The sequence below is a fragment of the Streptomyces sp. NPDC058086 genome, from assembly GCF_042885015.1.
Taxonomy (GTDB): Bacteria; Actinomycetota; Actinomycetes; order Streptomycetales; family Streptomycetaceae; genus Streptomyces.
This window is the reverse complement of record NZ_JBHVST010000028.1, coordinates 20,382-41,110: the sequence shown is the minus strand read 5'-3', so window position 1 is coordinate 41,110 and position 20,729 is coordinate 20,382. Positions and strand designations below refer to the sequence as shown.

General features: G+C 67.4%; 24 protein-coding genes and 1 pseudogene. 8 read left to right on the top strand and 17 right to left on the bottom strand.

Translation table 11 applies throughout. From position 1 onward, the window contains the following. Positions 1-934 precede the first annotated feature (934 nt). Both rpiA and ACFVWD_RS22760 read right to left on the bottom strand, forming a co-directional pair. Positions 935-1,588 carry a ribose 5-phosphate isomerase A gene (gene rpiA, locus ACFVWD_RS22765; RefSeq protein WP_389598459.1) on the bottom strand — a complete coding sequence of 218 codons (654 nt, stop codon included), beginning with the start codon at positions 1,586-1,588 and terminating at the stop codon, positions 935-937. A gap of 72 nt (positions 1,589-1,660) precedes the next feature. Next, the gene (locus ACFVWD_RS22760) at positions 1,661-2,464 is read right to left on the bottom strand and encodes a Cof-type HAD-IIB family hydrolase (protein WP_389598458.1); all 804 of its coding nucleotides are present in this window, start codon (positions 2,462-2,464) and stop codon (positions 1,661-1,663) included. A gap of 397 nt (positions 2,465-2,861) precedes the next feature. On the opposite strand from ACFVWD_RS22760, the gene ppgK reads away from it, so the two are divergent. Genes ppgK through zwf form a run of 7 tightly spaced genes read left to right on the top strand, consistent with a single transcriptional unit; the run spans position 2,862 to position 11,544 of the window. After that, on the top strand, positions 2,862-3,602 hold the full coding sequence (gene ppgK / locus ACFVWD_RS22755) for a polyphosphate--glucose phosphotransferase (RefSeq protein ID WP_389598456.1): 741 nt from the start codon (positions 2,862-2,864) through the stop codon (positions 3,600-3,602). 51 nt (positions 3,603-3,653) lie between these two features. Beyond that, positions 3,654-5,714: a transketolase gene (tkt, locus tag ACFVWD_RS22750; protein ID WP_389598454.1), complete on the top strand. Its 2,061-nt coding sequence runs from the start codon at positions 3,654-3,656 to the stop codon at positions 5,712-5,714. A gap of 2 nt (positions 5,715-5,716) precedes the next feature. After that, the gene (locus tag ACFVWD_RS22745) at positions 5,717-6,670 is read left to right on the top strand and encodes a transaldolase family protein (protein WP_389598453.1); all 954 of its coding nucleotides are present in this window, start codon (positions 5,717-5,719) and stop codon (positions 6,668-6,670) included. Between the two features lie 44 nt (positions 6,671-6,714). Continuing rightward, entirely contained in the window at positions 6,715-8,343 is a 1,629-nt protein-coding gene (gene pgi, locus ACFVWD_RS22740; protein ID WP_389598452.1) for a glucose-6-phosphate isomerase, read from the top strand. A gap of 10 nt (positions 8,344-8,353) precedes the next feature. Then, positions 8,354-9,385, top strand: coding sequence for a phosphogluconate dehydrogenase (NAD(+)-dependent, decarboxylating) (gene gnd, locus ACFVWD_RS22735; protein WP_389598450.1), 1,032 nt, complete (start codon positions 8,354-8,356; stop codon positions 9,383-9,385). A 5-nt stretch (positions 9,386-9,390) separates the two neighbouring features. Then, on the top strand, positions 9,391-10,092 hold the full coding sequence (gene pgl, locus ACFVWD_RS22730; protein ID WP_389598448.1) for a 6-phosphogluconolactonase: 702 nt from the start codon (positions 9,391-9,393) through the stop codon (positions 10,090-10,092). Between the two features lie 42 nt (positions 10,093-10,134). Further along, positions 10,135-11,544, top strand: a complete 1,410-nt coding sequence (gene zwf / locus ACFVWD_RS22725) for a glucose-6-phosphate dehydrogenase (RefSeq protein ID WP_389598555.1) — start codon at positions 10,135-10,137, stop codon at positions 11,542-11,544. 264 nt (positions 11,545-11,808) lie between these two features. On the opposite strand, the pseudogene ACFVWD_RS22720 reads toward zwf, so the two are convergent. The 15 genes and pseudogenes from ACFVWD_RS22720 to ACFVWD_RS22650 form a co-directional block, all read right to left on the bottom strand. Continuing rightward, positions 11,809-12,030: pseudogene (locus ACFVWD_RS22720) on the bottom strand (FAD-dependent oxidoreductase); the annotation flags it as partial. A gap of 274 nt (positions 12,031-12,304) precedes the next feature. After that, on the bottom strand, positions 12,305-12,478 hold the full coding sequence (locus ACFVWD_RS22715; protein WP_168514056.1) for a hypothetical protein: 174 nt from the start codon (positions 12,476-12,478) through the stop codon (positions 12,305-12,307). 323 nt (positions 12,479-12,801) lie between these two features. Further along, positions 12,802-13,203 (bottom strand): hypothetical protein, encoded by a 402-nt coding sequence (locus tag ACFVWD_RS22710; RefSeq protein ID WP_389598446.1) that lies wholly within the window; start codon positions 13,201-13,203, stop codon positions 12,802-12,804. A gap of 84 nt (positions 13,204-13,287) precedes the next feature. Continuing rightward, a complete protein-coding gene (locus tag ACFVWD_RS22705) occupies positions 13,288-13,443 on the bottom strand; it encodes a DUF6131 family protein (protein ID WP_095851855.1) in 156 nt (51 codons plus the stop codon). Between the two features lie 264 nt (positions 13,444-13,707). Beyond that, positions 13,708-13,944, bottom strand: a complete 237-nt coding sequence (locus ACFVWD_RS22700) for a CDGSH iron-sulfur domain-containing protein (RefSeq protein WP_389598445.1) — start codon at positions 13,942-13,944, stop codon at positions 13,708-13,710. After that, complete coding sequence (locus ACFVWD_RS22695; RefSeq protein WP_389598443.1) at positions 13,925-14,578, bottom strand: HemK2/MTQ2 family protein methyltransferase; 654 nt, start codon at positions 14,576-14,578, stop codon at positions 13,925-13,927. The genes ACFVWD_RS22700 and ACFVWD_RS22695 overlap by 20 nt, the downstream gene beginning before the upstream one ends. A gap of 61 nt (positions 14,579-14,639) precedes the next feature. After that, positions 14,640-15,629 carry an iron-containing redox enzyme family protein gene (locus tag ACFVWD_RS22690; protein WP_389598441.1) on the bottom strand — a complete coding sequence of 330 codons (990 nt, stop codon included), beginning with the start codon at positions 15,627-15,629 and terminating at the stop codon, positions 14,640-14,642. Between the two features lie 101 nt (positions 15,630-15,730). Next, the gene (locus ACFVWD_RS22685; RefSeq protein ID WP_389598439.1) at positions 15,731-16,141 is read right to left on the bottom strand and encodes a gas vesicle protein K; all 411 of its coding nucleotides are present in this window, start codon (positions 16,139-16,141) and stop codon (positions 15,731-15,733) included. After that, positions 16,131-16,373, bottom strand: coding sequence for a gas vesicle protein (locus tag ACFVWD_RS22680; protein WP_389598437.1), 243 nt, complete (start codon positions 16,371-16,373; stop codon positions 16,131-16,133). The genes ACFVWD_RS22685 and ACFVWD_RS22680 overlap by 11 nt, the downstream gene beginning before the upstream one ends. Then, positions 16,370-17,197 carry a GvpL/GvpF family gas vesicle protein gene (locus ACFVWD_RS22675; protein ID WP_389598435.1) on the bottom strand — a complete coding sequence of 276 codons (828 nt, stop codon included), beginning with the start codon at positions 17,195-17,197 and terminating at the stop codon, positions 16,370-16,372. Before ACFVWD_RS22675 ends, ACFVWD_RS22680 begins: the two co-directional genes overlap by 4 nt. Continuing rightward, positions 17,190-17,597, bottom strand: a complete 408-nt coding sequence (locus ACFVWD_RS22670) for a gas vesicle protein (RefSeq protein WP_389598434.1) — start codon at positions 17,595-17,597, stop codon at positions 17,190-17,192. Before ACFVWD_RS22670 ends, ACFVWD_RS22675 begins: the two co-directional genes overlap by 8 nt. A 39-nt stretch (positions 17,598-17,636) precedes the next feature. Then, the gene (locus tag ACFVWD_RS22665; protein ID WP_389598432.1) at positions 17,637-17,879 is read right to left on the bottom strand and encodes a gas vesicle protein GvpG; all 243 of its coding nucleotides are present in this window, start codon (positions 17,877-17,879) and stop codon (positions 17,637-17,639) included. Between the two features lie 10 nt (positions 17,880-17,889). Continuing rightward, on the bottom strand, positions 17,890-18,603 hold the full coding sequence (locus ACFVWD_RS22660; RefSeq protein ID WP_389598430.1) for a GvpL/GvpF family gas vesicle protein: 714 nt from the start codon (positions 18,601-18,603) through the stop codon (positions 17,890-17,892). A 28-nt stretch (positions 18,604-18,631) separates the two neighbouring features. After that, entirely contained in the window at positions 18,632-19,108 is a 477-nt protein-coding gene (locus tag ACFVWD_RS22655; protein WP_389598428.1) for a gas vesicle structural protein GvpA, read from the bottom strand. Between the two features lie 28 nt (positions 19,109-19,136). Then, positions 19,137-19,487, bottom strand: a complete 351-nt coding sequence (locus ACFVWD_RS22650; protein ID WP_389598426.1) for a gas vesicle protein — start codon at positions 19,485-19,487, stop codon at positions 19,137-19,139. 278 nt (positions 19,488-19,765) lie between these two features. Here ACFVWD_RS22650 and ACFVWD_RS22645 point away from each other — a divergent pair, with 278 nt between their 5' ends. Then, positions 19,766-20,728: a histone protein gene (locus tag ACFVWD_RS22645; protein WP_389598424.1), complete on the top strand. Its 963-nt coding sequence runs from the start codon at positions 19,766-19,768 to the stop codon at positions 20,726-20,728. The last annotated feature ends 1 nt before the right edge of the window (position 20,729 follow it).

Genomic DNA, 20,729 nt, shown 5'->3' with positions numbered 1-20,729 from the left:
GTCGGCGGTCGAGGTTCTGGGATCTTGATCGGTCGTCGAGCTCTTGGCCGCGTCCGTCCGGGCCATGTCAGTGCGCGGGTAGCCTCGATGAGCCTTGCGCCGGGCTCAACACTCGCCGCCACCGGCCGACTCGTGGGTGCGTGCGCCCCGAGTCCTACCGGTTGGAACGATGCCGTGGATCATTTTACGTAGATCGCCAACCCCTCTCCCGGAACCCGTGGGGATCCTTTTCGCAGCGCCGCGGCCATCCTGCGGGTCTGTCGCTGCGCGATCCTGGGTTGGTCTCGCGGATCTGTTCAACGCCACCATGCCGGCCACCTGTCGGGAGCGTCGGCGACGGCTGAAGCAGGTTTCGCTGGTGCGCCCGATCCGCTCGGGTTCGTCGCCACGAAGCCCGCTCCTCCGCATCCGGCAGACCGAGGCGGGCTGGGACACGGCGACGAGTTTGTCATCTCCTGTGAGCGGAAGGTGTTGAGACACCAACTGTCGGAACCATCTACTGCGGCCACTATTGCACCTGACTGTTGCATCAAGGGTTCCCTACCTGCTCTCAGCGCTTGTGCGTAGGCCCAGGTCAGCCCCCAATTTCCGCGTGGTCGGGGGCCTGACATCCCCTCTGCTGCCGCTGCTCCCATGCCCGGTGGAGAAGAAAGAAGGGTGGTGGGCGGGCTGGGTCGACGCGGCGGCCTCGGGGATCGGGTCGGCTCAGCATGGTTGCGCGTCGGCAGGCCTCCGCGCTGGCCGCTGACGCGGCGTGAGAAGGGTGAGCGGCGAGGTGCTGGAGAGTGGACGCGATTCGCGTGCCGGCAGACAGCTGCGCGGGTGTTTGCAAGGCGCCCTTTTGGTACGGCCGGTCAGCAGGACTGCGTCGGTTCGGAAATCCGCGAGAGCGTCTGCAAGCGAGGGCCGTGGCCTGGCCGCAGGAAACGCCCTCTCAGGCTCGGGGCTTGACGAGATTGAGGTGCTCGACTGAGTCGCCGTGGGCGACGAACACGTCGGCGACCAGCGCCGGAGGGAACAGGCCGTGTTCGACGACGCCAGGGGTGGCGCTGAGCAGTGCCGCCACGCCCGCGAGGTCGTCGACGGCACCGTGGTAGTCCGCGATGACGCCGCCGTCGGGGCTGCGTGGCGCGTTGCGCAGGGAGACCGGGTGGAGCTGGCGCATGGTCGCGGCGAGCCCGAACTCGAGCAGCTCGAGCGGGACCGGCGGGTGCAGCGCTGGGACTCGTTTGGTCGAGTCGGCGATCACGACGAAGCGATCGGCGGCTGCCGCGACGATCTTCTCCCTGGTGTGCGCGGCACCGCCGCCCTTGACGAGCCAGCCGTCAGGGGCTATCTGGTCCGCACCGTCAATCGTGATGTCGAAGCGGTCGATGCTGCCGAACGGTTCGACCCGCAGATCGAGCATCAGGGCCGCCTCCTCGGTCCGCGGCGATGTCGCGACACACCGCAGCGACAGCCCGCGGCGGGCCAGCGCAGGCAGGAGGTAGGCGACGGTCGAGCCGGTGCCGAGGCCGACGGTCATGCCGTCCTCTATGAGCTCGGCCGCGGCCTCGGCGGCAAGTTGTTTCTCATGCTCGACGCTCATGGATGTCCTCCTCCTTGACCAGGCCGGGTCTCAGGCTCAGGGCAGCGAGACCCGGGTATGCGGTGACGGGGGTCATAGGATGAACTGCTCGACCGCGTGCGCGAAACCTTCCTCCTCGTTGCTCGTAGTAACCCGCCTCGCCGCGCGCTGGACCTCGTCGCTGGCGTTGCCCATCGCGATGGACAGTCCCGAGTGGGCGAACATCAGCACGTCGTTGGGCATGTCGCCGATCGTGGCGATCTGTTCGGGGGAAATCTGGAGCTTGGTGGACCAGTACTTGACGACACCGCCCTTGTTGGCCTGCGGATGCGTCACATCGAGGTAGTAGGGCTGCGAGCGGGCGGCCGAGACATGCTCGCCGAACTGCGCGCGAGCTGCGACCGCGGCCGCCTCTACGGCCTGGTGGTCATCGCAGACCCCGACGACCTTGGCGGCGCCCTGCTCGAGCCCGTCGAAGCCGGGAACGAGCGTGGGCGCGAACTGCACCGTCCAGCTCTCGCGATCCACGTGCGGCCCCTTCATGTCGCGGACGTACCAGTCGGCGCCCCGGTAGATCCAGACACTGAGGCCGAACGACTCCATCAGCGCGACGACTGGGGCCACCACCTCCGTGGGAATGACCTGCTGTTCGACAACGGTCATATCCGGGTTGACGATGAGACCACCGTTGAAGGCGGCGAGTTCAGTGGCCAACGCCAGGGGCTCGATGATCATGGACATGCCGCGGGGTGGCCTCCCGCTGGTCACTGCGAAGAGGACGCCGGCGTCGTAGAGCTTGTGGACCGCCTGGACGGCGCGGTCGGTGAGGACCTTGTCGCTCGTGACCAAAGTGCCGTCGACGTCGGCAAGGAGCAGGCGGATCGGTCGGGTTGGCATCACGCCTCCGTAAGCTCTGGTCGCGGCCGGTCCGGGTGGGGAGAGGCAGCGGCTCATGGATGCGGGGACCTGTGGGTCGGGTTCCCGGTTGGCTTGATTTCCGAAAGTTGCTGGAGGGTGCTGTCGCGGCCGGCGTGAGTCGCAGTCGCGTTCGTTCCGCTCGAACGGAGGGGAAGGCCAATGGCCTTGCGGGCACGCAATGCTTGGGTATACCCCTCAAGCTTCGATATAACCTCATAAGGGTCATGTGGCGAGCATTAGGGATATATGCGAGTGTTACGGATTACGTGGCGAAGCTCTTGCGGGGCCTGACGTCCAAAATTCACACAACACATTTTGGGTCGGCCCCTGAGGGGAGCGGGCAGTGGTGCAGGGAATTCTGGACAAGACGGCCCAGGTGCTGGGGGTCGACATCGGCGGGACCGGTATCAAGGGAGCGCCGGTCGACCTCGAGCTCGGCAGCCTTATCGGTGAGCGGGTCCGGATCCCGACCCCGCATCCGGCGACCCCGGGGGCAGTCGCGGACGTGGTCGTGACGGTGCTTTCCCAGATCGGCGTCCCAGGACCGGTCGGGCTGACGCTCCCGGCTGTCATCCGGGGCGGCAAAGTCCAGACGACGTCCAATATCGACCCGGCCTGGATGGAGACGGACGCGGCCCAGCTCTTCGCAAGAGCGACCGGCCGCGACGTGAAGGTAGTGAATGACGCGGACGCGGCCGGGATCGCCGAGATGCGCTTCGGCGCCGGCAAGGCACGCAAGGGCGTCGTCGTGATGGTGACGCTCGGCACCGGTATCGGCAGTGCCGTCTTCTCCGACGGGTTCCTGGTGCCCAACAGCGAGTTGGGGCACCTGCCGCTGCACCACGAGGATGCCGAGGACTGGGCCGCGGAGTCGGTGCGCGAGCACGACGACCTGTCCTGGAAGAAATGGGCGCACCGTCTGGAGAGGTATCTCGAGCTCGTCCAGCGGCTGTTGTGGCCCGACCTGATTATCATCGGCGGCGGCGTCAGCAAGAAGGCCGACAAGTTCCTGCCGTACATCGAGCTCAGGACCGAGATCGTGCCGGCGCAGCTGTTGAACGATGCGGGCATTGTCGGCGCGGCGCTCTTCGCCCCGGCCGGGAAAGCTCAACCCTAGCCTGCCGCGCTCGATATGAGCGCAGGGGCAGCACTTTCAGGGAGGCTCGCATTGAGCAACAACGACCTGGAAACACTTTCCGTCAACACGATCCGCACTTTGTGCATGGACGCCATCCAGGCGGCCAATTCCGGCCATCCGGGGACGCCGATGGGAATCGCCCCGGTCGCGTACACGCTCTGGCAACGCTTCCTGCGCTTCGACCCGGCCGACCCGATCTGGCCCAACCGCGACCGCTTCGTGCTGTCGGAAGGACACGCCTCCGCGTTGCTCTGGTCGCTGCTCCACCTCACCGGCGTGCAGGCTGTCGACCCCGACTACGAGGTCCTTGGCCGACCCGCCGTGACCCTCGACGACCTCAGGACGTTCCGCCAGCTCGGCTCACGCTGCCCCGGGCACCCGGAGTACCGGTGGACCAGCGGCGTGGAGACCACGACCGGCCCGCTCGGCCAGGGCGTTGCGACCTCGGTCGGGATGGCGATCGCCGGACAGTGGCTCGCCGCCCGGTACAACCGCGACGACTTCACCCTCTTCGACTTCGACGTGTACGCGATGGCCGGCGACGGCTGCATGATGGAGGGGATCTCCTCGGAGGCCGCCTCGCTCGCGGCCCACCAACGGCTGTCGAACCTTTGCTGGATCTACGACTCCAACCGGGTGACGATCGAGGGCCACACCGACATCGCGTTCACCGAGGATGTGGCGGCCCGGTTCATCGGCTACGGCTGGAACGTCACCACCGTGGCCGACGCCAACGACCTCGACGCCGTGGCCCGCGCGCTGCACACTTTCAAGTCCGAGAATGAGCGCCCGACGCTCATCGTGGTGCACAGCCACATCGGCTACGGGTCGCCGGTCGAGGACACCCCGAAGGCGCACGGCGAGCCGTTCGGCGTGGAGGGCGTCAAGTCAACCAAGAGATTCCTTGGGATGCCGGAAGACAAGGACTTCTTCGTTCCCGACGGCGTCTACGAGCACTTCGCCGCAGGCGTCGGCGCGCGCGGTCGCGAAGCGCGGACGAGCTGGGAGGCTCGATTCGAGGCCTACCGAACCACCCATCCCGAGCTCGCCGACGAGCTGGGGCGCATCCAGCGGCGTGACCTGCCGGAGGGCTGGGAGTCGGCGCTGCCGACCTTCGCGGCCGACCCCAAGGGCATCGCCAGCCGCGACTCCAGCGGCCAGGTGCTCAACGCGCTTGCCCAAGCCGTGCCGTGGGTGTTTGGCGGATCGGCGGACCTCTCGCCGTCGACCAAGACCAACCTCACGTTCTCCGGCGCCGGCGACTTCCAGGCCGATGACCGTTCGGGGCGCAACCTCCACTTCGGGATCCGCGAGCACGCCGCCAGCGCGATCACGAACGGGATGGCGCTGACCAAGCTGCGCTCCTACTGGTCGGGGTTCCTGATCTTCTCGGACTACGCGCGCGGCGCGATCAGGCTTTCAGCGCTGATGGAGATCCCGGTCGTGCACATCTTCACCCACGACTCGATCGGGGTCGGCGAGGACGGTCCGACCCACCAGCCGGTCGAGCAGCTCGCGTCGCTGCGCGCGATGCCGGGGCTGCTGGTGTTCCGCCCGGCCGACGCGAACGAGGTCGTCGAGACCTGGCGGGTTGTCGCCGCGCTCAGGCACGAGCCGGCGGTGCTGGTCCTTTCCCGTCAGGCACTGCCGACTCTGGACCGCTCCGAGCTGGGGGCCGCATCCGGGGTGGCCCGAGGAGCCTATGTCCTGGTAGACGCGGCGGACGGCAAGCCCGACGTCATCCTGCTTGCCACTGGGTCGGAGGTGCAACTCGCGCTCGCGGCCCGTGACGAGCTCGCCGCCGAGGGCCTCGCGGCTCGTGTGGTCAGCATGCCCTGCTGGGAATTGTTCGATCGCCAGCCCAAGGAATACCGTGACTCGGTCATCCCGCCCGGGGTCAGGGCCCGGGTCGCCATCGAGCAGGCGGCGACCTTCGGCTGGGACCGTTACGTCGGCGACGGCGGCGCCGTCGTCGGCATGCACACGTTCGGGGCATCGGCGCCACTCAAGATGCTGCTGACCAAATTCGGCTTCACTCCCGAGAAGGTCACCCAGGTTGCCCGCGAGTGCGTGGCCGCCGGTAGGGAGTAGGCGTGAACGTAACCCAGGCGCTCCACTCGATCTTCGACAAGGCGATCGGCTCCGGTGACTACGACGACGCGATCCGCGCGAAGGCGGCGGGTGGGTGCATGGGCGAGGAACTGTTCTTCGAGCCGGCCATCGAGAACCTGCAGCGGGCCGACGACCTGTTCCTGCCCATCCACGAACGCACCGACGGTGTCGACGGCTGGGTCTCGCTGGAGGTCTTGCAGCTGCTCGCCCACGACACGCAGCGGGCCGCCAAGGCGCTGCACGCCAGGGCCGACCGGCGTAGCCTCTTTATCAAGATCCCCGGGACGCCCGAGGGGCTGTCGGCGATCGAGGAGGCCATCGCCTCCGGCATTTCCGTGAACGTGACGCTGCTGTTCTCGGCAGATCACTACCGGGCCGCGGCTGACGCCTACCCGCGTGGCGTCGAGCGCCGGGTGCAGGCCGGCCACGACCCCGCTGTCGGCTCGGTCGCGTCGATGTTCATGTCACGCTGGGACGTGGCGGTCAAGGACACCGCACCGGACGGCCTCACGGACACCCTCGCCCTCGCCGTCGGCCTAGACGTGTACCGGGCGTACCGCGAAGTGACGGGCTCACAGCGCTTCCAGCGGCTGGAGAATGCCGACGCGCGAGTGCAGCGGCTGCTCTGGGTCGGCACGAGGACGAAGGACCCGGCCGCCTCCGACACGCTTTACGTCCACGGGCCGGCCGCGCCATTCACGGTCAACACGATGCCCGACGACACCCTGAAAGCCTTCTTCGACCACGGCGGGATCGGAGAGACGCTGCCGTTGGACGGGGGCGAATCCGAGGCAGCGCCGGCCCGCTTCGCGAGCGCGGGCGTCGACGTCAAGGCGCTTGCCGCCAAGTTGCAAAGCGAAGGCGCCAACTCCTTCGTCGCGGCCTGGAACGACCTCATGGAACGCATCGACGTGCAGAGCAAGGCCTTGGCCTGACCTCGGAGTCGAGCGCCGGACCGAACCCATCAAAGGAGCAAGCCATGCCATCGACCGCGCTGCGCGAGCGTCCCGCGTGGAAGGCGCTTGTGGGCCATCACTCCGAGATCGCCGGGCGCCACCTGCGCGAGCTGTTCGCGGCCGATCCGGGACGCGGCGAACGGATGGCGGCCGAGGCCACCGGGCTGTACCTGGACTACTCGAAGAACCGGATCACCGACGAGACCTTGCGGCTGCTGTTTCAGCTCGCCGAGGAATCGGGACTGCGCGAGCACATCGACCAGATGTTCACCGGCGATCGGATCAACGTCTCAGAGCACCGGCCGGTGCTCCACGTGGCGTTGCGGATGCCGAAGGAGTCCTCGCTCGTCGTCGGCGGAGTGGACGTCGTCGCGCAGGTGCACGAGGTGCTCGACCGGATGGCGGCGTTCGCGGACCAGGTCCGCTCGGGCGCCTGGAAAGGCGCCACCGGCAAGCCGATCCGCAACATCATCAACGTCGGCATCGGAGGCTCCGACCTCGGTCCCGTCATGGCCTACGAGGCGCTGCGCCATTACAGCCGGCGCGATCTCACGTTCAGGTTCGTGTCCAACGTCGACTCGACGGACATCGTCGAGGCGACTCGCGACCTGGCCGCCGAAGAGACGCTGTTCATCATCGCCTCGAAGACGTTCGGGACTCTGGAGACGATGACCAATGCCCGCTCTGCGCGTGAATGGGTCCTGGCGCAGCTCGGTGACGAGGCGGCGGTCGCCCGGCATTTCGTGGCGGTGTCCACGAACGCGCAGCGGGTCACAGAGTTCGGCATCGACACCGCGAACATGTTCGGCTTCTGGGACTGGGTCGGCGGGCGCTACTCGATGGACTCCGCGATCGGTCTCTCGACGATGCTCGCTGTCGGCCCCGACAACTATCGCGATCTCCTCGCCGGATTCCACGCGATGGACACTCACTTCCGTACCGCGCCGTTCGAACAGAACCTGCCGGTCCTGATGGGACTCCTCGCGGTCTGGTACGGCGACTTCTTCGGCGCCCAGACCGTCGGCGTGATGCCCTACGACCAGTACCTGAAGCGCTTCCCGGCCTACCTGCAGCAGCTCACCATGGAGTCCAACGGCAAGCACATGACGCTTGAGGGTGTGCCGGTGGACTACCAGACCGGCGCGGTGTACTGGGGGGAGCCGGGGACCAATGGGCAGCACAGCTTCTACCAGCTGATCCACCAGGGCACCAAGCTGATCCCCGTGGACCTGATCGGCTTCGGCAAGTCGCTCAACCCGCTCGGCAGCCACCACGACATCCTCTCCTCGAACGTCTTCGCCCAGGCCCAGGCTCTCGGCTTCGGCAAGACCGAGGACGAGGTGCGTGCCGAAGGGACGGCGGAGGACGTGGCGCCGCACCGGGTGATGGAGGGCAACCGCCCGACGAACGTTCTGCTGGCCGAGGTACTCACCCCGTACCGGCTCGGCACGCTGGTCGCGCTCTACGAGCACAGCGTCTTCACCCAGGGGACCATCTGGGGGATCGACTCCTTCGACCAGTGGGGCGTCGAGCTGGGCAAGGTGCTTGCTGTCGCGATCATCCCGGAGCTCGAGAGCGCGACCGAGCCTGCGCTCGGCCACGACTCGTCGACGAACGCGCTGATCCGGCACTACCGCACGCTCAAGGACTAGGAGGCGCCACATGGCGACAGACAAGCCCATGCAGCTCGGGATGATCGGGCTCGGCCGGATGGGGGCGAACCTGGTGCGTCGGCTGATGAGAGACGGCCACCGTTGCGTCGTGTCCGACGTCAACGCGGCCGCCGTCGCCGAACTGGCCGGCGAAGGCGCGACGGGCGCAGACTCACTCCGGGACTTCGTTGCGAAACTGGACAAGCCACGGGTCGTATGGCTCATGCTTCCGGCTGCGATCGTCGACTCCATCCTCGGCCAGCTCGAGCCGTTGCTGGAGCCCGGCGACATCCTGATCGACGGCGGTAATTCCTACTACCGCGACGACATCACGCGCGCCAAGCGTCTTGCCGGCAAGTCGCTGCACTATGTCGACTGCGGGACCAGTGGTGGGGTCTGGGGGCTGGAGCGCGGCTACTGCCTGATGATCGGCGGCGAGGATGAGGTCGTGGCTCATCTCGACCCGATCTTCAAGACGATCGCTCCCGGCGAGGGCAGCGCCGAGCCGACGCCGAGCCGGACCCGGACCGACGGCACCGCCCCGCTCGGGTACCTGCACTGCGGGCCGAACGGCGCGGGGCACTTCGTGAAGATGGTCCACAACGGGGTCGAGTACGGGATGATGGCCGCGATCGCCGAGGGCCTCAGCATCATCAAGCGCGCGGACGCCGGCAAAGGCCGGCAAGAGGTCGACGCGGAGACGACGCCGCTGCGCGATCCCTGGGCCTACCAGTACGACATCGACGTCGGCGAGGTGGCCGAGGTCTGGCGGCGCGGCTCGGTCGTCGGCTCGTGGCTGGTCGACCTGATCGCCGACGCCTTCGCCGGCTCGCCCTCCCTCGACGGCTTCGCCGGGCGGGTCTCCGACTCCGGGGAAGGCCGTTGGACCGTCCTCGCCGCGGTGGACGAAGGCGTCCCGATACCGGTCATCACCACCTCGCTCTACGAGCGCTTCGAGTCCAGGGAGGCCGGGGAGTTCACCGACAAGATCCTCTCGGCGATGCGCTCGGAGTTCGGCGGGCACGCCGAGAAGAAGGGCTGAGGACTGTGCATCACGAACTCGAGGTCGTCGCCGATCCGGATGCGGTCGCCGGCACCGCGGCGGCGTTCGTGGCGCGGCTGGCCAGGGCCTGCGTACAAGCACACGGCCGATTCACGTTCGCCGTCAGCGGGGGGCACACGCCATGGGCGATGTTCGCGCGGCTCGCACATGAGGACGTCCCTTGGGAGCACGTGGCGGTGCTCCAGGTCGACGAGCGGGTCGCGCCCGACGGTGACCCGGACCGTAACCTCACCCACCTGCGGGAGAGCCTCGGTGCGGCCCCGGCCGAGGTCATCGCGATGCCCGTGAACGACGCCGACCTTGACGCGGCGGCCGCCGCCTACGGGCGGTCGCTGCCCGAGCGTTTCGACCTCGTTCACCTGGGCCTCGGTCCGGACGGGCACACCGCCTCGCTGGTGCCACGGGACCCGGTGCTCGAAGTCGCGGACCGGCCGGTGGCCCTGACGGCGCCCTACATGGGCCACCGGCGCATGACGCTCACCTATCCTGCGCTCGCTCGCGCCCAGCAGGTGCTCTGGCTCATCACCGGAGCGGACAAGCGCGAACCGCTCTCGAGGCTCGTTGCGGGAGACCGGTCGATTCCCGCCGGCCGGGTCGAGGCGGCGGCGTCGCTCGTCCTCGCGGACGCGGCGGCGGCCGGCCGGGGTCCTGCTCGCGTCGGCGCCCAGTCGCCAGCAGGACCATGATGCCCGACCCCATTGCCGTGCCGGCTCCGTAAGGAGGATGAGGTGGCTTCGAACTCGTCGAACGTTCCCGCAGACGTGCTGGTCATCTTCGGGATCAGTGGAGACCTCGCGCGTAAGATGACGTTCCGCTCGCTCTATCGGCTTGAGCGGCGCAAGCTGCTGACCTGCCCCATCGTCGGAGTGGCGCGCGACGGCTGGTCCGACGACGCGCTGCGTGACCACGCCCGCGCGGCGGTCAAGGCAGCGGGCGAGCCGCTGGACGACAGCGTCTTCGCCCGGTTCGCCGCCCGACTCAGCTATGTGCAGGGCGATTACGCCGACCCGGAGACGTTCCATCGCCTCGCCCGGGCGGTCAACGGTAAGCGGCACCCGGTCTTCTATCTGGAGATCCCGCCGTCGCTGTTTGCCCGGGTGGTCGAGGGCCTGGCAGGTGTCGGGCTGACCAAGGGCGCCCGGGTTGTCGTGGAGAAACCATTCGGGCATGACCTCGCGTCGGCGCGCGCCCTCAACACCGCGCTGCGTCAGCTCCTCGATGAGGATCAGCTACTGAGGATCGATCACTTCCTCGGCAAAGAGCCGGCGATGGACATCCAGTTTCTGCGGTTCGCCAACTCTGTGTTCGAGCCGGTGTGGAACCGCGACCACATCTCCTGCGTGCAGATCACCATGGCCGAGGACTTCGGGGTCGAGGACCGCGGCCACTTCTACGACCCGGTCGGCGCGCTCCGCGACGTCGTGCAGAATCATCTGCTGCAGCTGCTCGCCCTGATGGCGTCCGAGCCGCCATCAGCCGCCGATGCGGACTCGCTCAGGGACCGCCGGGTTGACGTGTTCCGGGCGATCCCCGACGCCGACCCGGCCCACTATGTCCGCGGGCAGTACGAGGGCTACCTGCAGGTCCCCGGTGTGCGGGCGCGTTCGCACACCGAGACCTTCGTCGGGTTGCGGCTGGAGGTCGAGAACTGGCGCTGGTCCGGGGTGCCATTCTTCATCCGCGCCGGCAAGTCGCTCCCCGAGCGCGTGACCGAGATCCGCATCGTGTTCAAGCGTCCGCCGCGGCTTGCGTTCGCGGAGCGGTTTGCGCCCGAGCCCGACCAGTGGATCCTGCGGATCGATCCGAGCCCTGGCGTGAACTTCCGCATCCAGGCCAAGCAGCCGGGCAAGCAGGACACGCAGCTGGTCGACCTCGACCTCCTCTTCGCGGCCGAGCTGGGTGAGGCACCCGAACCGTACGAGCGCCTGCTCAGTGATGCAATGCAAGGCAACGCCAGCCTGTTCACCCGGGAGGACTCCGTGGAGGAGACGTGGCGAATCGTCCAGCCACTGCTGGAGGCGCCCGGCGACCCCGAGCGCTACCAGCGGGGGACCTGGGGACCGGCCGGAGCGAGCAAGCTCGTCGCCGGATACCCGCGATGGCACGAACCATGGCTGCCGGTGAGGTCCCCCGACTGACACAGCCGTGCCCCGGACCTGGTGAACCGCCCTGCGTGAGGAACGCGGCCGTCAACTCAGACACCTGAGGAGGTCACCGTGGAGCTTGGCCATCCGTACAACCTTTGCTCGTTGGCATTCGACCACCGCCGACTCGTAACTTCGCGGGGAAGTAAACCGTGGAGTCGGGGAGTGCACCGCAGAGGCGGCTCAAGCATCGCAAGGCTGGCGAGTGCCGTGACAGCGAACACGTGTGGGGTTCGGTGGGTGCATGCTGACGGCAGGTTCGGTGAGGCCGACGACGCGTGTTCCCTCGTACACCGTGCCGCCGCGTCGGCGCAGGTCGTCGGTGAGCGCCAGGAGGCACTTGCGGGTATGGAACTGGGCCTGGCCGCTCACCCGGACCGCGCCGACGATCGCGAAGGGCAGTTCCGTCTCGGTGACGAACTCGACCGGCAGTCCCGCCTCACGTGCGGCTTCGGCCACCGCCCGCAGCTCGCCGGTGCGTCGCGGGGTCCTCGGCGCCGGTGGTCATGGACCAAGGTGTGCAGGGAGGTCAGTTCGGCCGTCGGTGAAGGAAGCAGTGGACATCGAAGTACTCGCCCGCACCGCCTACGGGCGCCTGGCGACGGCGCGTCCGGCCGCGGGAATCCTGGTTCGGCCTTCTGGCAACTTGGGACGTGAAACCTCGCTCCCGGACGGGAGTCCCCTGGGCCGCCGTGCCGGGACAGGATCCTCAAGGCTGCGACCACGGTGACTCATACTCAATTTCATGACATTTTCAGCGCTTGAAGGAGTCCTTGGACCTCTCTTTCGCGCCCCGCATCATGCCCCGCGCTTCGAGAGCGGCGCCCTTTGCCGCGAGGACATCCTTGTGCGCCGCGTGGGCCGCCTTTCGCACGGTCTTTCCGACAACCTGTTCGGCCTTTGCCTTGGCTTTCTCTCCAGCACTCATCTCAGTACCTCCGCGCTCACTGGACGAGTGCCCTTGAGACAAGGGCAAAACCCTGAGCAGGCGGTGTTTTATGCGCCGCGCCCTACGGAGTGATCACTTCCGCCCATCAACGTCGCTCAGAGTCTTCGACGTGAACGCTAGGATCGCTACACGCGTGGTGCCTCCTGGCACAGGTTCGCCGGAACATGCGCGCTTTCGTGAACGCCTTGCTGGAGGCGATCGCGATGCTGTTCGAGATGGCCGAGCTCGTCAATCATCGGCGGCTTCGACCAGCTCGTTCGCGAGGGGATGTTAGGCCTCGATGAGAGACATGGGTGCGAGGGTCAGCGGGCCTTGCGGCTGCCGGGCGGGTCCTGAGGGTCCTGAGGGTCGACGCCTGTGGTGGCGGATGCGTCTCTGGTTCCGCTGGGACGCTGGGAGCGGCCCTTGGGGCCGGTGTCGTGCATGCCCTTCTCGTCACTGCGGGCCTTGCTCTGTTCTTCTCCGCGGTGGCTCGTGCTCTTCACGGGCCTGCCGTGCGGATTCCCGGCCTCCTCTTTGGAGACCGCGCGCCCGGGGCCCTTGTCGGGAGCGTGCTGGTCGGGGTGGAACGAGCGGTGGGCGCTCGGGTTGTCCTGTTGGCGGGTCTCGTCGACGTCCGGAGACCAGCCGTGCTGGTGGGTGCCCTTGTGCCGGCTGGGGCCCTCACCGTGCGGGGGCTGGGATGACTTCGGCTCCTTTGCCATGGCCTGGCCTGCCTTCCTTTCCTGCACTGAGTACGGACTGTGTGAGCTCTATGGAATGCGGAGCTCCCCGTGCCGATGCGATTGCTACCAGTAGTGCTTGCGTCCGCCGACGCCGTGGCCGAGGGCGCCCACAATCCACAGGACAACTCCGATGACGACGAGGATCACGCCGATGGTCCACAGGATGCTGATTCCGGCGACGAGGCCGATAACGAGCAGAATAATGCCGAGGACGATCATAGTGTCCTCCGATTTCGCTGTGATGCCTCTTCCAGAGTAGGCACATCCGCGCCCCCAACGCGCTGTCGTCCACAAGGGACGGGGCCTTTGCCGAGGCTGGCTGGTCCAGGCGCGGTACAGGCGAACGAACCGCTGGCGGTGGTGCGCCGCAACTGACACGCGGACGCCTCAGGCGTTTATGGCGAAGTACTGGCGGCGGTTTGCGGTGCCGGGCTGCACGGGCCGGCGGAGGCGAGGAGCGTCAGCGCGGATCAGGGATTGAGTTCAGATGTCGCCTCGGGCTCCGGACTGTGTTCGGCTCGGCCTGGCAGGTCTGCGATGGCTGGTGTCGCACCACGGGTAGGTGCGGCTGCGGCGGCAGGTGCACAGGGCCACGCAGAATCGGTCGGACGACACGGTGGTGCCGTCGTCCAGGGTGACTTCGACCGGGCCTTCAACGAGCAGGGGTCCCGCGCGCTGAGCGGTGATGCGGAGGCGTCGTTCAGGGGAGTCGTTCGGCACGGATGATCACCAGCTCTTCCTTCTCGTCATCGCCGACCAGCAGGCCGCGGCTTTGCAGCCAGCTGCTTCGGGAGCGGAGGATGGGCCCGGCCGCGATGTAGCGGTGTTCCACGACATCCGCGTTCAGGCCGGCCGCCCGCAACAGCCTCAGCGTCTCTTCCGCGCCGCTCAGGGCGGACTGGACGAGGAGTAGGACTCCGCCCGGCCGGAGGAGCGCGGGTGCGTCGCGGCATATCCGGTCCAGCAGAAGACGGCCGTCATAGCCCGCGTCCCAGGACCGGGCCGCGCCGCGCCGTGGGCAGTCGGCGTCGGGTGAGGGTACGTACGGCGGGTTGGACAGGACGAGATCGAAAGATCGGCCTGACACCGGAGCCAGCAGGTTGCCGCGCATGACGCGCAGCGGAAGTCGCGCCAACGCCGCGTTGACCTTGGCGTTGAGAACCGCCCGCCAGGAGATGTCGACGGCTGTGACCCTCGCGCCCAGCCGTGCGGCGGCCAGAGCGACAGCTCCTGTACCTGTGCCGATGTCGAGGACATGGGCCTGCGGGGGGAGGGGTTCGTGGTGCAGGGATTGCACGAGCAGGTCGGTGTCGTGTTGGGGGGCGTAGACGCCGGGAAGAGCAAGGGGAGTCATGGTGGTTTCATCTCCGGTTCTCGGGGGTGGAGGAGAACCTGTTCGGGCCGGTCCCCGCTGGTCAGACGGGCGTACGCAGCGATGACTCGCCTGCCCGCCACGCGCCGAGGAGTCGTTCGGCGAGGCGGTCCTCGACGTAGTTGGTGGCGTCCACGCCGAACGCGACGTCGCTGTCCAGGTGGGGTTCTTCCTCGAGGAGGCCCGCGACGACTTCCCGGCGTACGACCTGCTCATGTACGGCGTCGGCCTCGACGTGCTCGTCGTAGAAGTGCTCGGCGGCCGGTCCCGCGCCGGTGCGCCGCATGGCCTGGGCGAGCCGCCGTGATCCGGGCGACGAGGTGATCTCGACGGTGGCGAAGTGACCTACCAGGGCGCCTCTGAGGGCGCGGTGCAGTCCGAAGAGGGACATCAGGTTCACGACGGCGAGTGCCTCGGCGCCGGCAGAGTCGAGATAGCGCCCGTAGGCGGTGTCCAGGCCGAGGTCTGCCATGAGGTCGGCGAACAGCCGCGCGTGCACCCGATCCGCCCGGCCGCCTCCGAACTCGTCGAACTGCACGGCTGCCATTCCGGCCTTCGCCCGGCCCCACAGGCGGGGCAGCACCCAGGCGTGCGGGTCGGCCTCCTTGAGGTGGTACAGCGACCGCTGCGCGGCGTATTCGCGGAGCTGCCACAGCTCTCCGTCGTCCTGGAGGTAGTGGGTGACCCCGGTGCCGTCCACGGGCTCGACGAGCAGGTCGTCCAGCGCTTCGGCGGCGCGTTCATGTCGTGTCGCCTGGTGGCGCAGGGCCTTGAGGAAGGGGCGCTCCAGGGCTGCCCGGGCTTTGAGCAGGTCGGGGTCCCATTCACGGGCGGCGTCCACGTCGGCGAAACCCCGGTAGTGCAGCTCGTAACAGAGATAGAGGCCGAGCTGCCAGTCCTCGCCGAAGGGGGATGCGTCTGCGATCGTCCCATCGTCGGGAGGCGGCCCTGTACTTCTCAAGTACTCAGCGATCGCCTTCGAAATGGGGCCCCGGCTCGGCGGCAGTGGCGGTTCTTTCGACCAGAAATTCATGTGTACGGAGTACCCGTGATCCCAAACGTCTCACATGGTGTTCCTGGGTAAGGAGCTGTCTGCGTGGACAGCGGTATTGCCGTTTGCCGCATTGCCGGGGGTCAGTCGGAGGGCGGCAGCAGTGTGCCCAGCGGCCCGAGGTCGAGGTTGAGGTCCTCCATGGTCAGTCCGTACTGGGCGCACAGGTCGCTCATGCGGTCGTGGAGGAGCATGAGGGTCGCTCCCAGGCGTTCTTCCTGTTCGTCGGTGAGGTCTCCCTGGTCGACGCGGTGCAGGGCCTGTCGTTCCATGAGCTGGCGCAGCAGTTCCACGAGAGTGAGGACGAGCCTCATGAGGTCCCGTTCGACGGTGTCGCGGTCGGAGCTGATTCGTCGGGCCGGGGAACGCGAGCCCTTGTCGGCCGGCAGGTCCAGGTCGCGCGGGGCGGCGGGCAGCAATCGGAACGCGCGTGCGGCGGCCTCCGCGACCTCGTCGGCGCGGCGCGGCAGCCGGTTCTCTCCCTCAGCTGTCATGGTCGCCGCCTCGTGGCGGATTCGTCCTCGTCCATGGCGAGGGATTCTGCTCGCTGATGGAAACGATCAGGGCACGCAGTGAGATACGTACTAGATCGATGTCCGCGATGGACAGCACAACGTCACCGGTGAGGACGACCCCACCGCTCAGAAGTCGGTCCAACAGATCGATGAGAGCGACCTGCCGCTGAGGCAGGCGCTCTGCCTCCGGCGGTGGGCCAGGCGTGATCACGGAGGTGCTCCCTCTGCAGCTGCAGCACCGCCGGATTCATCGAGTGGCATGGCGAAGGAGTACGGAGCCCAGGGGCCGGTGGCCTCGACCCGCACCCCGTCCAGCCCGTCAGCGGCATGCGCCACGTCGGCCAGGAAATCGTCGCAACGCTTCAGGGGCACAAGGTACGCGTCATTCACGACGTTCTCGCCGACGGCGCCGGCTGCGTCGGCGAGAAGACCCTGCTGTACGCGATGCCGGACACGGTCGGAGGCATGCTTGCGGCCTGCGGCCTCCACCCGCTCGGCGGCCTTCTGCGCCGCCTGGTACACGGTGTCGCGAACACTTTGTTGTTGCCGGCGGTTACGCAGGTAGGCGCGCCCGGGGGTGAGATCTGCCGCGGGAACAGTCGGCGCCGCGGCGGCCGCAGACGATTCGACATAGATCTTGACCCCCCATTCGACATGTTCGGAGAGCTGGGCCAGGCGCTCCGCGAACATGGTCCGGCCGGCCGCCAGCACCTCCCGAGCCCGGTTGTCGTCGAGATAGACGGTTGCCAGGCGCAGTGGAAGGACGGTGGTGCGCTCGCCCAAGGCCTCGATGACGCCGTGGTGAGCACGGGCCACCGCCTCCAGCCACTCCAGGTCCTCGAGATGCTGCTTGAGAGCGTCCTCCTGGAAGTCCTGTCCGGGCACATGGCTCACCACGAGTCCCAGCTGATCGTCACCGGAGTCGGTGACGAGGCTGACCGGGGTGTCGGCGACGCCCCGGAGCGGCGCGGTTGTCTCCCGCAGTCCCTCGGCGTTGCGTACCACCGCATACGCGTATGTCAGCAGGTCACTCATCGCGAGCACTTCCCCGGCGACGGCTGCGCGTGTCCCGGGGTGCTTCCTCCTTTGGGGGGAGGGCGTTGCCCTGGCGGATGGCATCGATCTCGGCCCGCAACCGGCGGTTCTCCTCGGCCAGTGACTGTTCCCCCCTGCTGCGGGAGGACAGCGCGGGGTCGTGCTCCCACCAGTCGATGCCCATTTCCTTCGCTTTGTCGACGGAGGCGACCAGGAGGCGCAGCTTTATGGTCAACAGCTCGATGTCGAGAAGGTTGATCTGTATGTCGCCTGCGATGACGATGCCCTTGTCGAGTACCCGTTCAAGGATGTCGGCGAGATTTGCGGAGGAGCCCTGCCCATAGGGGGGCGCTGCTCGGGACGGATAGGAACCGAGCCTGTTGGCCAGGGGTTCAGTCACGGTTGCGGCCTCGTATTCCCTCGTGCCGGATCAGGAGTGTCAGCCCTGCCGATAGGCACGGATCTCCTCCAGCCGGTCGAGCAGTTCGTCCTCGCGCTGGTCGAACGTCTCCTCGTCGATGTCGCCTGCGACGAGGAGACGTTCGAGCTCGGCGAGTTCGCGGTGCACCGGCGCGGGGTCGTAGTACTCGTTCTCGGCTTCCTCCAGGACGCGGTCCACGACCCATACGACGCCGCGCACGGGCGCCAGGGGAAGGGTGACGAGCTGTGTGAGCAGGCCCATGGGAACTCCTTCAGACGAAGCTGTAAGGGGGCAGGGGGCCGTTGAGCCGGAAGCCGAAGTCGTCGCCCATCTGGTGGGCGACGCTCAACTCCGAGGTGACGAATGCCTCTTCCTGGTCTTCGGTCACCAGGAACGACACGTTGAGAAAGTCCGAACCCGTCGGCTGGGATGTTTCAAGCGTCCGGGAGAAGGGGCGCAGTGCTTCGACCACACCCGCCGCCAGCGCTTCTTGCCGTGCCTGCACCTCTTGGGCGACCAACTCACCGAGTTGCAGCGATGCGTCGGGGGCGGCGGTGCCGCTGCGGATCTCGTCATTGAGCTGTCGCGCCACGTCCGACTCCTGCAGGATCTGCCGCAGGAGCGCGTCTTCGTCCTGCGACGCCTTGAGGTGGTACTCGGTGCACCCCTCCAGTACTTGAAGCCTGTCCGTATAGTCCGCGGCATTCTGCTCCAGGGCCAGCAGGACGGCCTCGTCGTTCTCGGCGATGAGGCCGAACCGCATGGGGAGCACAGTGCCGTCAGCCATGAGGCGCTCCTGCACTTCCTGGTGGGCGATGATGTCGCGACGCTTGGAGCGTAGATCCTCTGGCGCGTCGCTGACGACAGCGCACAGCGGTCCCGCCGTCACTGCCCGCAGGCCCGCCGGTGACTCACCGACTCCGCTGAGACCGTCGAGGCGGAGCGGGTGCTGCTTGCCGGTGATGGAATAGATGTATACGGCCATGGCTCATTCCTTCTCGCCGGGCGAGCCCTTATTCGCGCTCACGTCGGGAGGTGCGCCGAGCCGGCCGCCGTCGCCTCTCCACGGGTTCCTTTTCCTTGCCCTCGTCTTCTTCCTCGGTCTCCTCCTCTTCGCCGTCGTCACGGCCGGTGATCCCCTTGAGGGAATCGGTGACCGCTTCCGCCGCGCCGGAGAGGGCCCCCTTGGATTTGCCCTTGGCCCCGCTCTCCACCGTGTCTCCGACGATGTCGGTCAACTGGGCGGGTGCCTTCCTCCCGGTCTCGAGGTCGAGACGGTTGCATGCCTCGGCGAATCGCAGATAGGTGTCGACGCTGGCCACGACGATCCGAGCGTCGATCTTGAGGATTTCGATCCCCACCAGTGACACGCGGACGAAGACGTCGATGACAAGCCCGCGATCCAGAATGAGTTCCAAGACGTCGTAGAGGCTGGTGCCGCCGCCACCACCGCGTGCGACACCGCCTCCACTCTGCGGCACCACCGTCATGGTGCCTCCCTTCATGGCCGTTGCGGCCTCAGCCCAGTCGGTCGATCTGGCCGCGGCTGTAGCGGCGCGTCCTTCGGTACTCCACCAGCTCGCCTTCCTCGTCCAGCGTCACTCGGTAGGTGGCCATCACGCTCGTGGTTTCGGGGACGCGTTCCAGTTCGAGTACCTCCACGTCGGCTTCCCAACCGGCTTCGGTGGATTTCAGTGCCGAGACGGACTCGGGGGCCCGCCCGAGCAACTCCTGAAGTTGTTCGACGGCGGTACGAATGGCCCAGGCTGCGTTGCCCTTGCCGGAGCGTCGCCGGGGGCCATCTGTGGTCCCCCGGTCCGTGCCGCGGCTACTGCTGCTGGATCGCCGCCGGGGTTCTGCTGCGGCCATGGTCTCTCCGGTGGTCGGAGCGCGCGCCATACTCCACGCACGAACACTATAATTCCATCATATAGGGGTACATGTGGTCGGGCATGGATGGCTTTGAGCGAACCTGCCCGGTGGGGTCACGACCTGCCCCGGTGGGCCGCATGGCGTGTCCGGGGTGCTATCAGCGGGCCGAGAGACGCGTTGCGTGCGATCCGCTTCTGTCTCAATCACTGGTTGAGCAGGGGATGTTGGCCCGTATTCGAGTGTGTTCACCTCCCCTTTCCGAAGGGAACCGGCTCATGAACGACACGACCAAGATCGGCCTCGCCGCCGCGGTCGCAGCTGGCTATGTGCTCGGACGTACGAAGAAAGCCCGTCTCGCCTTCGGGCTGGCAACTTATCTCGCAGGTCGCCGATTTGGGCTCGATCCGCAGCAGTTGTTGACGACCGGCCTGCAGAAACTCGGTGATGTTCCTGGAGTCGCCGAGCTGAACGAGCAGGTGCGCGGCGAGCTGCTGGACGCCGGACGCAAAGCCCTGGCCGCCACCGCCGACCGGCGCCTCGCCGACCTCGCCGACTCTCTCCATGAGCGCACGCTGCGCATCGGTGAGGAGAAGGGCGAGGAAGAAGAGGGCGAGGAAGAACCGGAGGAGGGCGAGGAGCGCTACGAAGACGAGGAGGAGACGGAGGGCGAGGAGGAACCGGAGGAGGAAGAGGGCGAGGAAGAGCCTGAGGGGGAATTCGAAGAAGAAGAGGAGGAGGAAGAGGAGGAAGAAGAACCAGAGGAAGAAGAACCGGAGGCAGAAGCGGAGGAGGAAGAAGAAGAGGAAGAAGAACCGGAGGAGGAAGAGCCAGAGGAAGAGGCTGAGGAGGAGCCGCCACGACGTCGTCGCCGCCCCGTAGCGGGAAAGAAGCAGGCGGCCAAACCCTCTCCCCGTCGGGCGGCCGCCAAGGAAGCCGCTCCCACCAGGAAGAGGACTCCTGCGAGGAGAACTCCCGAGAAGAAGGCCCCCACGAAGAAGACCGCGGCGCACAGGCCCCCGGCCAAGAAGTCTGCGGCGCAGAGGCCCGCGGCCAAGAAGACAGCCGCCAAGAAGTCGGCGCCGGCGAAGAAGACCGCGAAGAAGTCTCCGCCCCCTGCGAAGAAGGCGGCGGCGAAGAGGGCACCGACGAAGAGCGCGTCCGCGAAGAAGGCCCCGTCCAAGAACGCGGCCCCCGCGAAGAAGGCGACTGCCAAGAAGACTCCCGCGCGGCGGAGGTAGG

Coding starts and splice junctions, on each gene's coding strand:
- rpiA (WP_389598459.1), bottom strand. CDS start 1,588: ATGAGCGTCGAGCATGAGAAACAACTTGCCGCCGAGGCCGCGGCCGAG.
- ACFVWD_RS22760 (WP_389598458.1), bottom strand. CDS start 2,464: ATGCCAACCCGACCGATCCGCCTGCTCCTTGCCGACGTCGACGGCACT.
- pgi (WP_389598452.1), top strand. CDS start 6,715: ATGCCATCGACCGCGCTGCGCGAGCGTCCCGCGTGGAAGGCGCTTGTG.
- gnd (WP_389598450.1), top strand. CDS start 8,354: ATGGCGACAGACAAGCCCATGCAGCTCGGGATGATCGGGCTCGGCCGG.
- ACFVWD_RS22715 (WP_168514056.1), bottom strand. CDS start 12,478: ATGAGTGCTGGAGAGAAAGCCAAGGCAAAGGCCGAACAGGTTGTCGGA.
- ACFVWD_RS22710 (WP_389598446.1), bottom strand. CDS start 13,203: ATGGCAAAGGAGCCGAAGTCATCCCAGCCCCCGCACGGTGAGGGCCCC.
- ACFVWD_RS22705 (WP_095851855.1), bottom strand. CDS start 13,443: ATGATCGTCCTCGGCATTATTCTGCTCGTTATCGGCCTCGTCGCCGGA.
- ACFVWD_RS22695 (WP_389598443.1), bottom strand. CDS start 14,578: ATGACTCCCCTTGCTCTTCCCGGCGTCTACGCCCCCCAACACGACACC.
- ACFVWD_RS22690 (WP_389598441.1), bottom strand. CDS start 15,629: ATGAATTTCTGGTCGAAAGAACCGCCACTGCCGCCGAGCCGGGGCCCC.
- ACFVWD_RS22685 (WP_389598439.1), bottom strand. CDS start 16,141: ATGACAGCTGAGGGAGAGAACCGGCTGCCGCGCCGCGCCGACGAGGTC.
- ACFVWD_RS22675 (WP_389598435.1), bottom strand. CDS start 17,197: ATGAGTGACCTGCTGACATACGCGTATGCGGTGGTACGCAACGCCGAG.
- ACFVWD_RS22665 (WP_389598432.1), bottom strand. CDS start 17,879: ATGGGCCTGCTCACACAGCTCGTCACCCTTCCCCTGGCGCCCGTGCGC.
- ACFVWD_RS22660 (WP_389598430.1), bottom strand. CDS start 18,603: ATGGCCGTATACATCTATTCCATCACCGGCAAGCAGCACCCGCTCCGC.
- ACFVWD_RS22655 (WP_389598428.1), bottom strand. CDS start 19,108: ATGACGGTGGTGCCGCAGAGTGGAGGCGGTGTCGCACGCGGTGGTGGC.
- ACFVWD_RS22650 (WP_389598426.1), bottom strand. CDS start 19,487: ATGGCCGCAGCAGAACCCCGGCGGCGATCCAGCAGCAGTAGCCGCGGC.
- ACFVWD_RS22645 (WP_389598424.1), top strand. CDS start 19,766: ATGAACGACACGACCAAGATCGGCCTCGCCGCCGCGGTCGCAGCTGGC.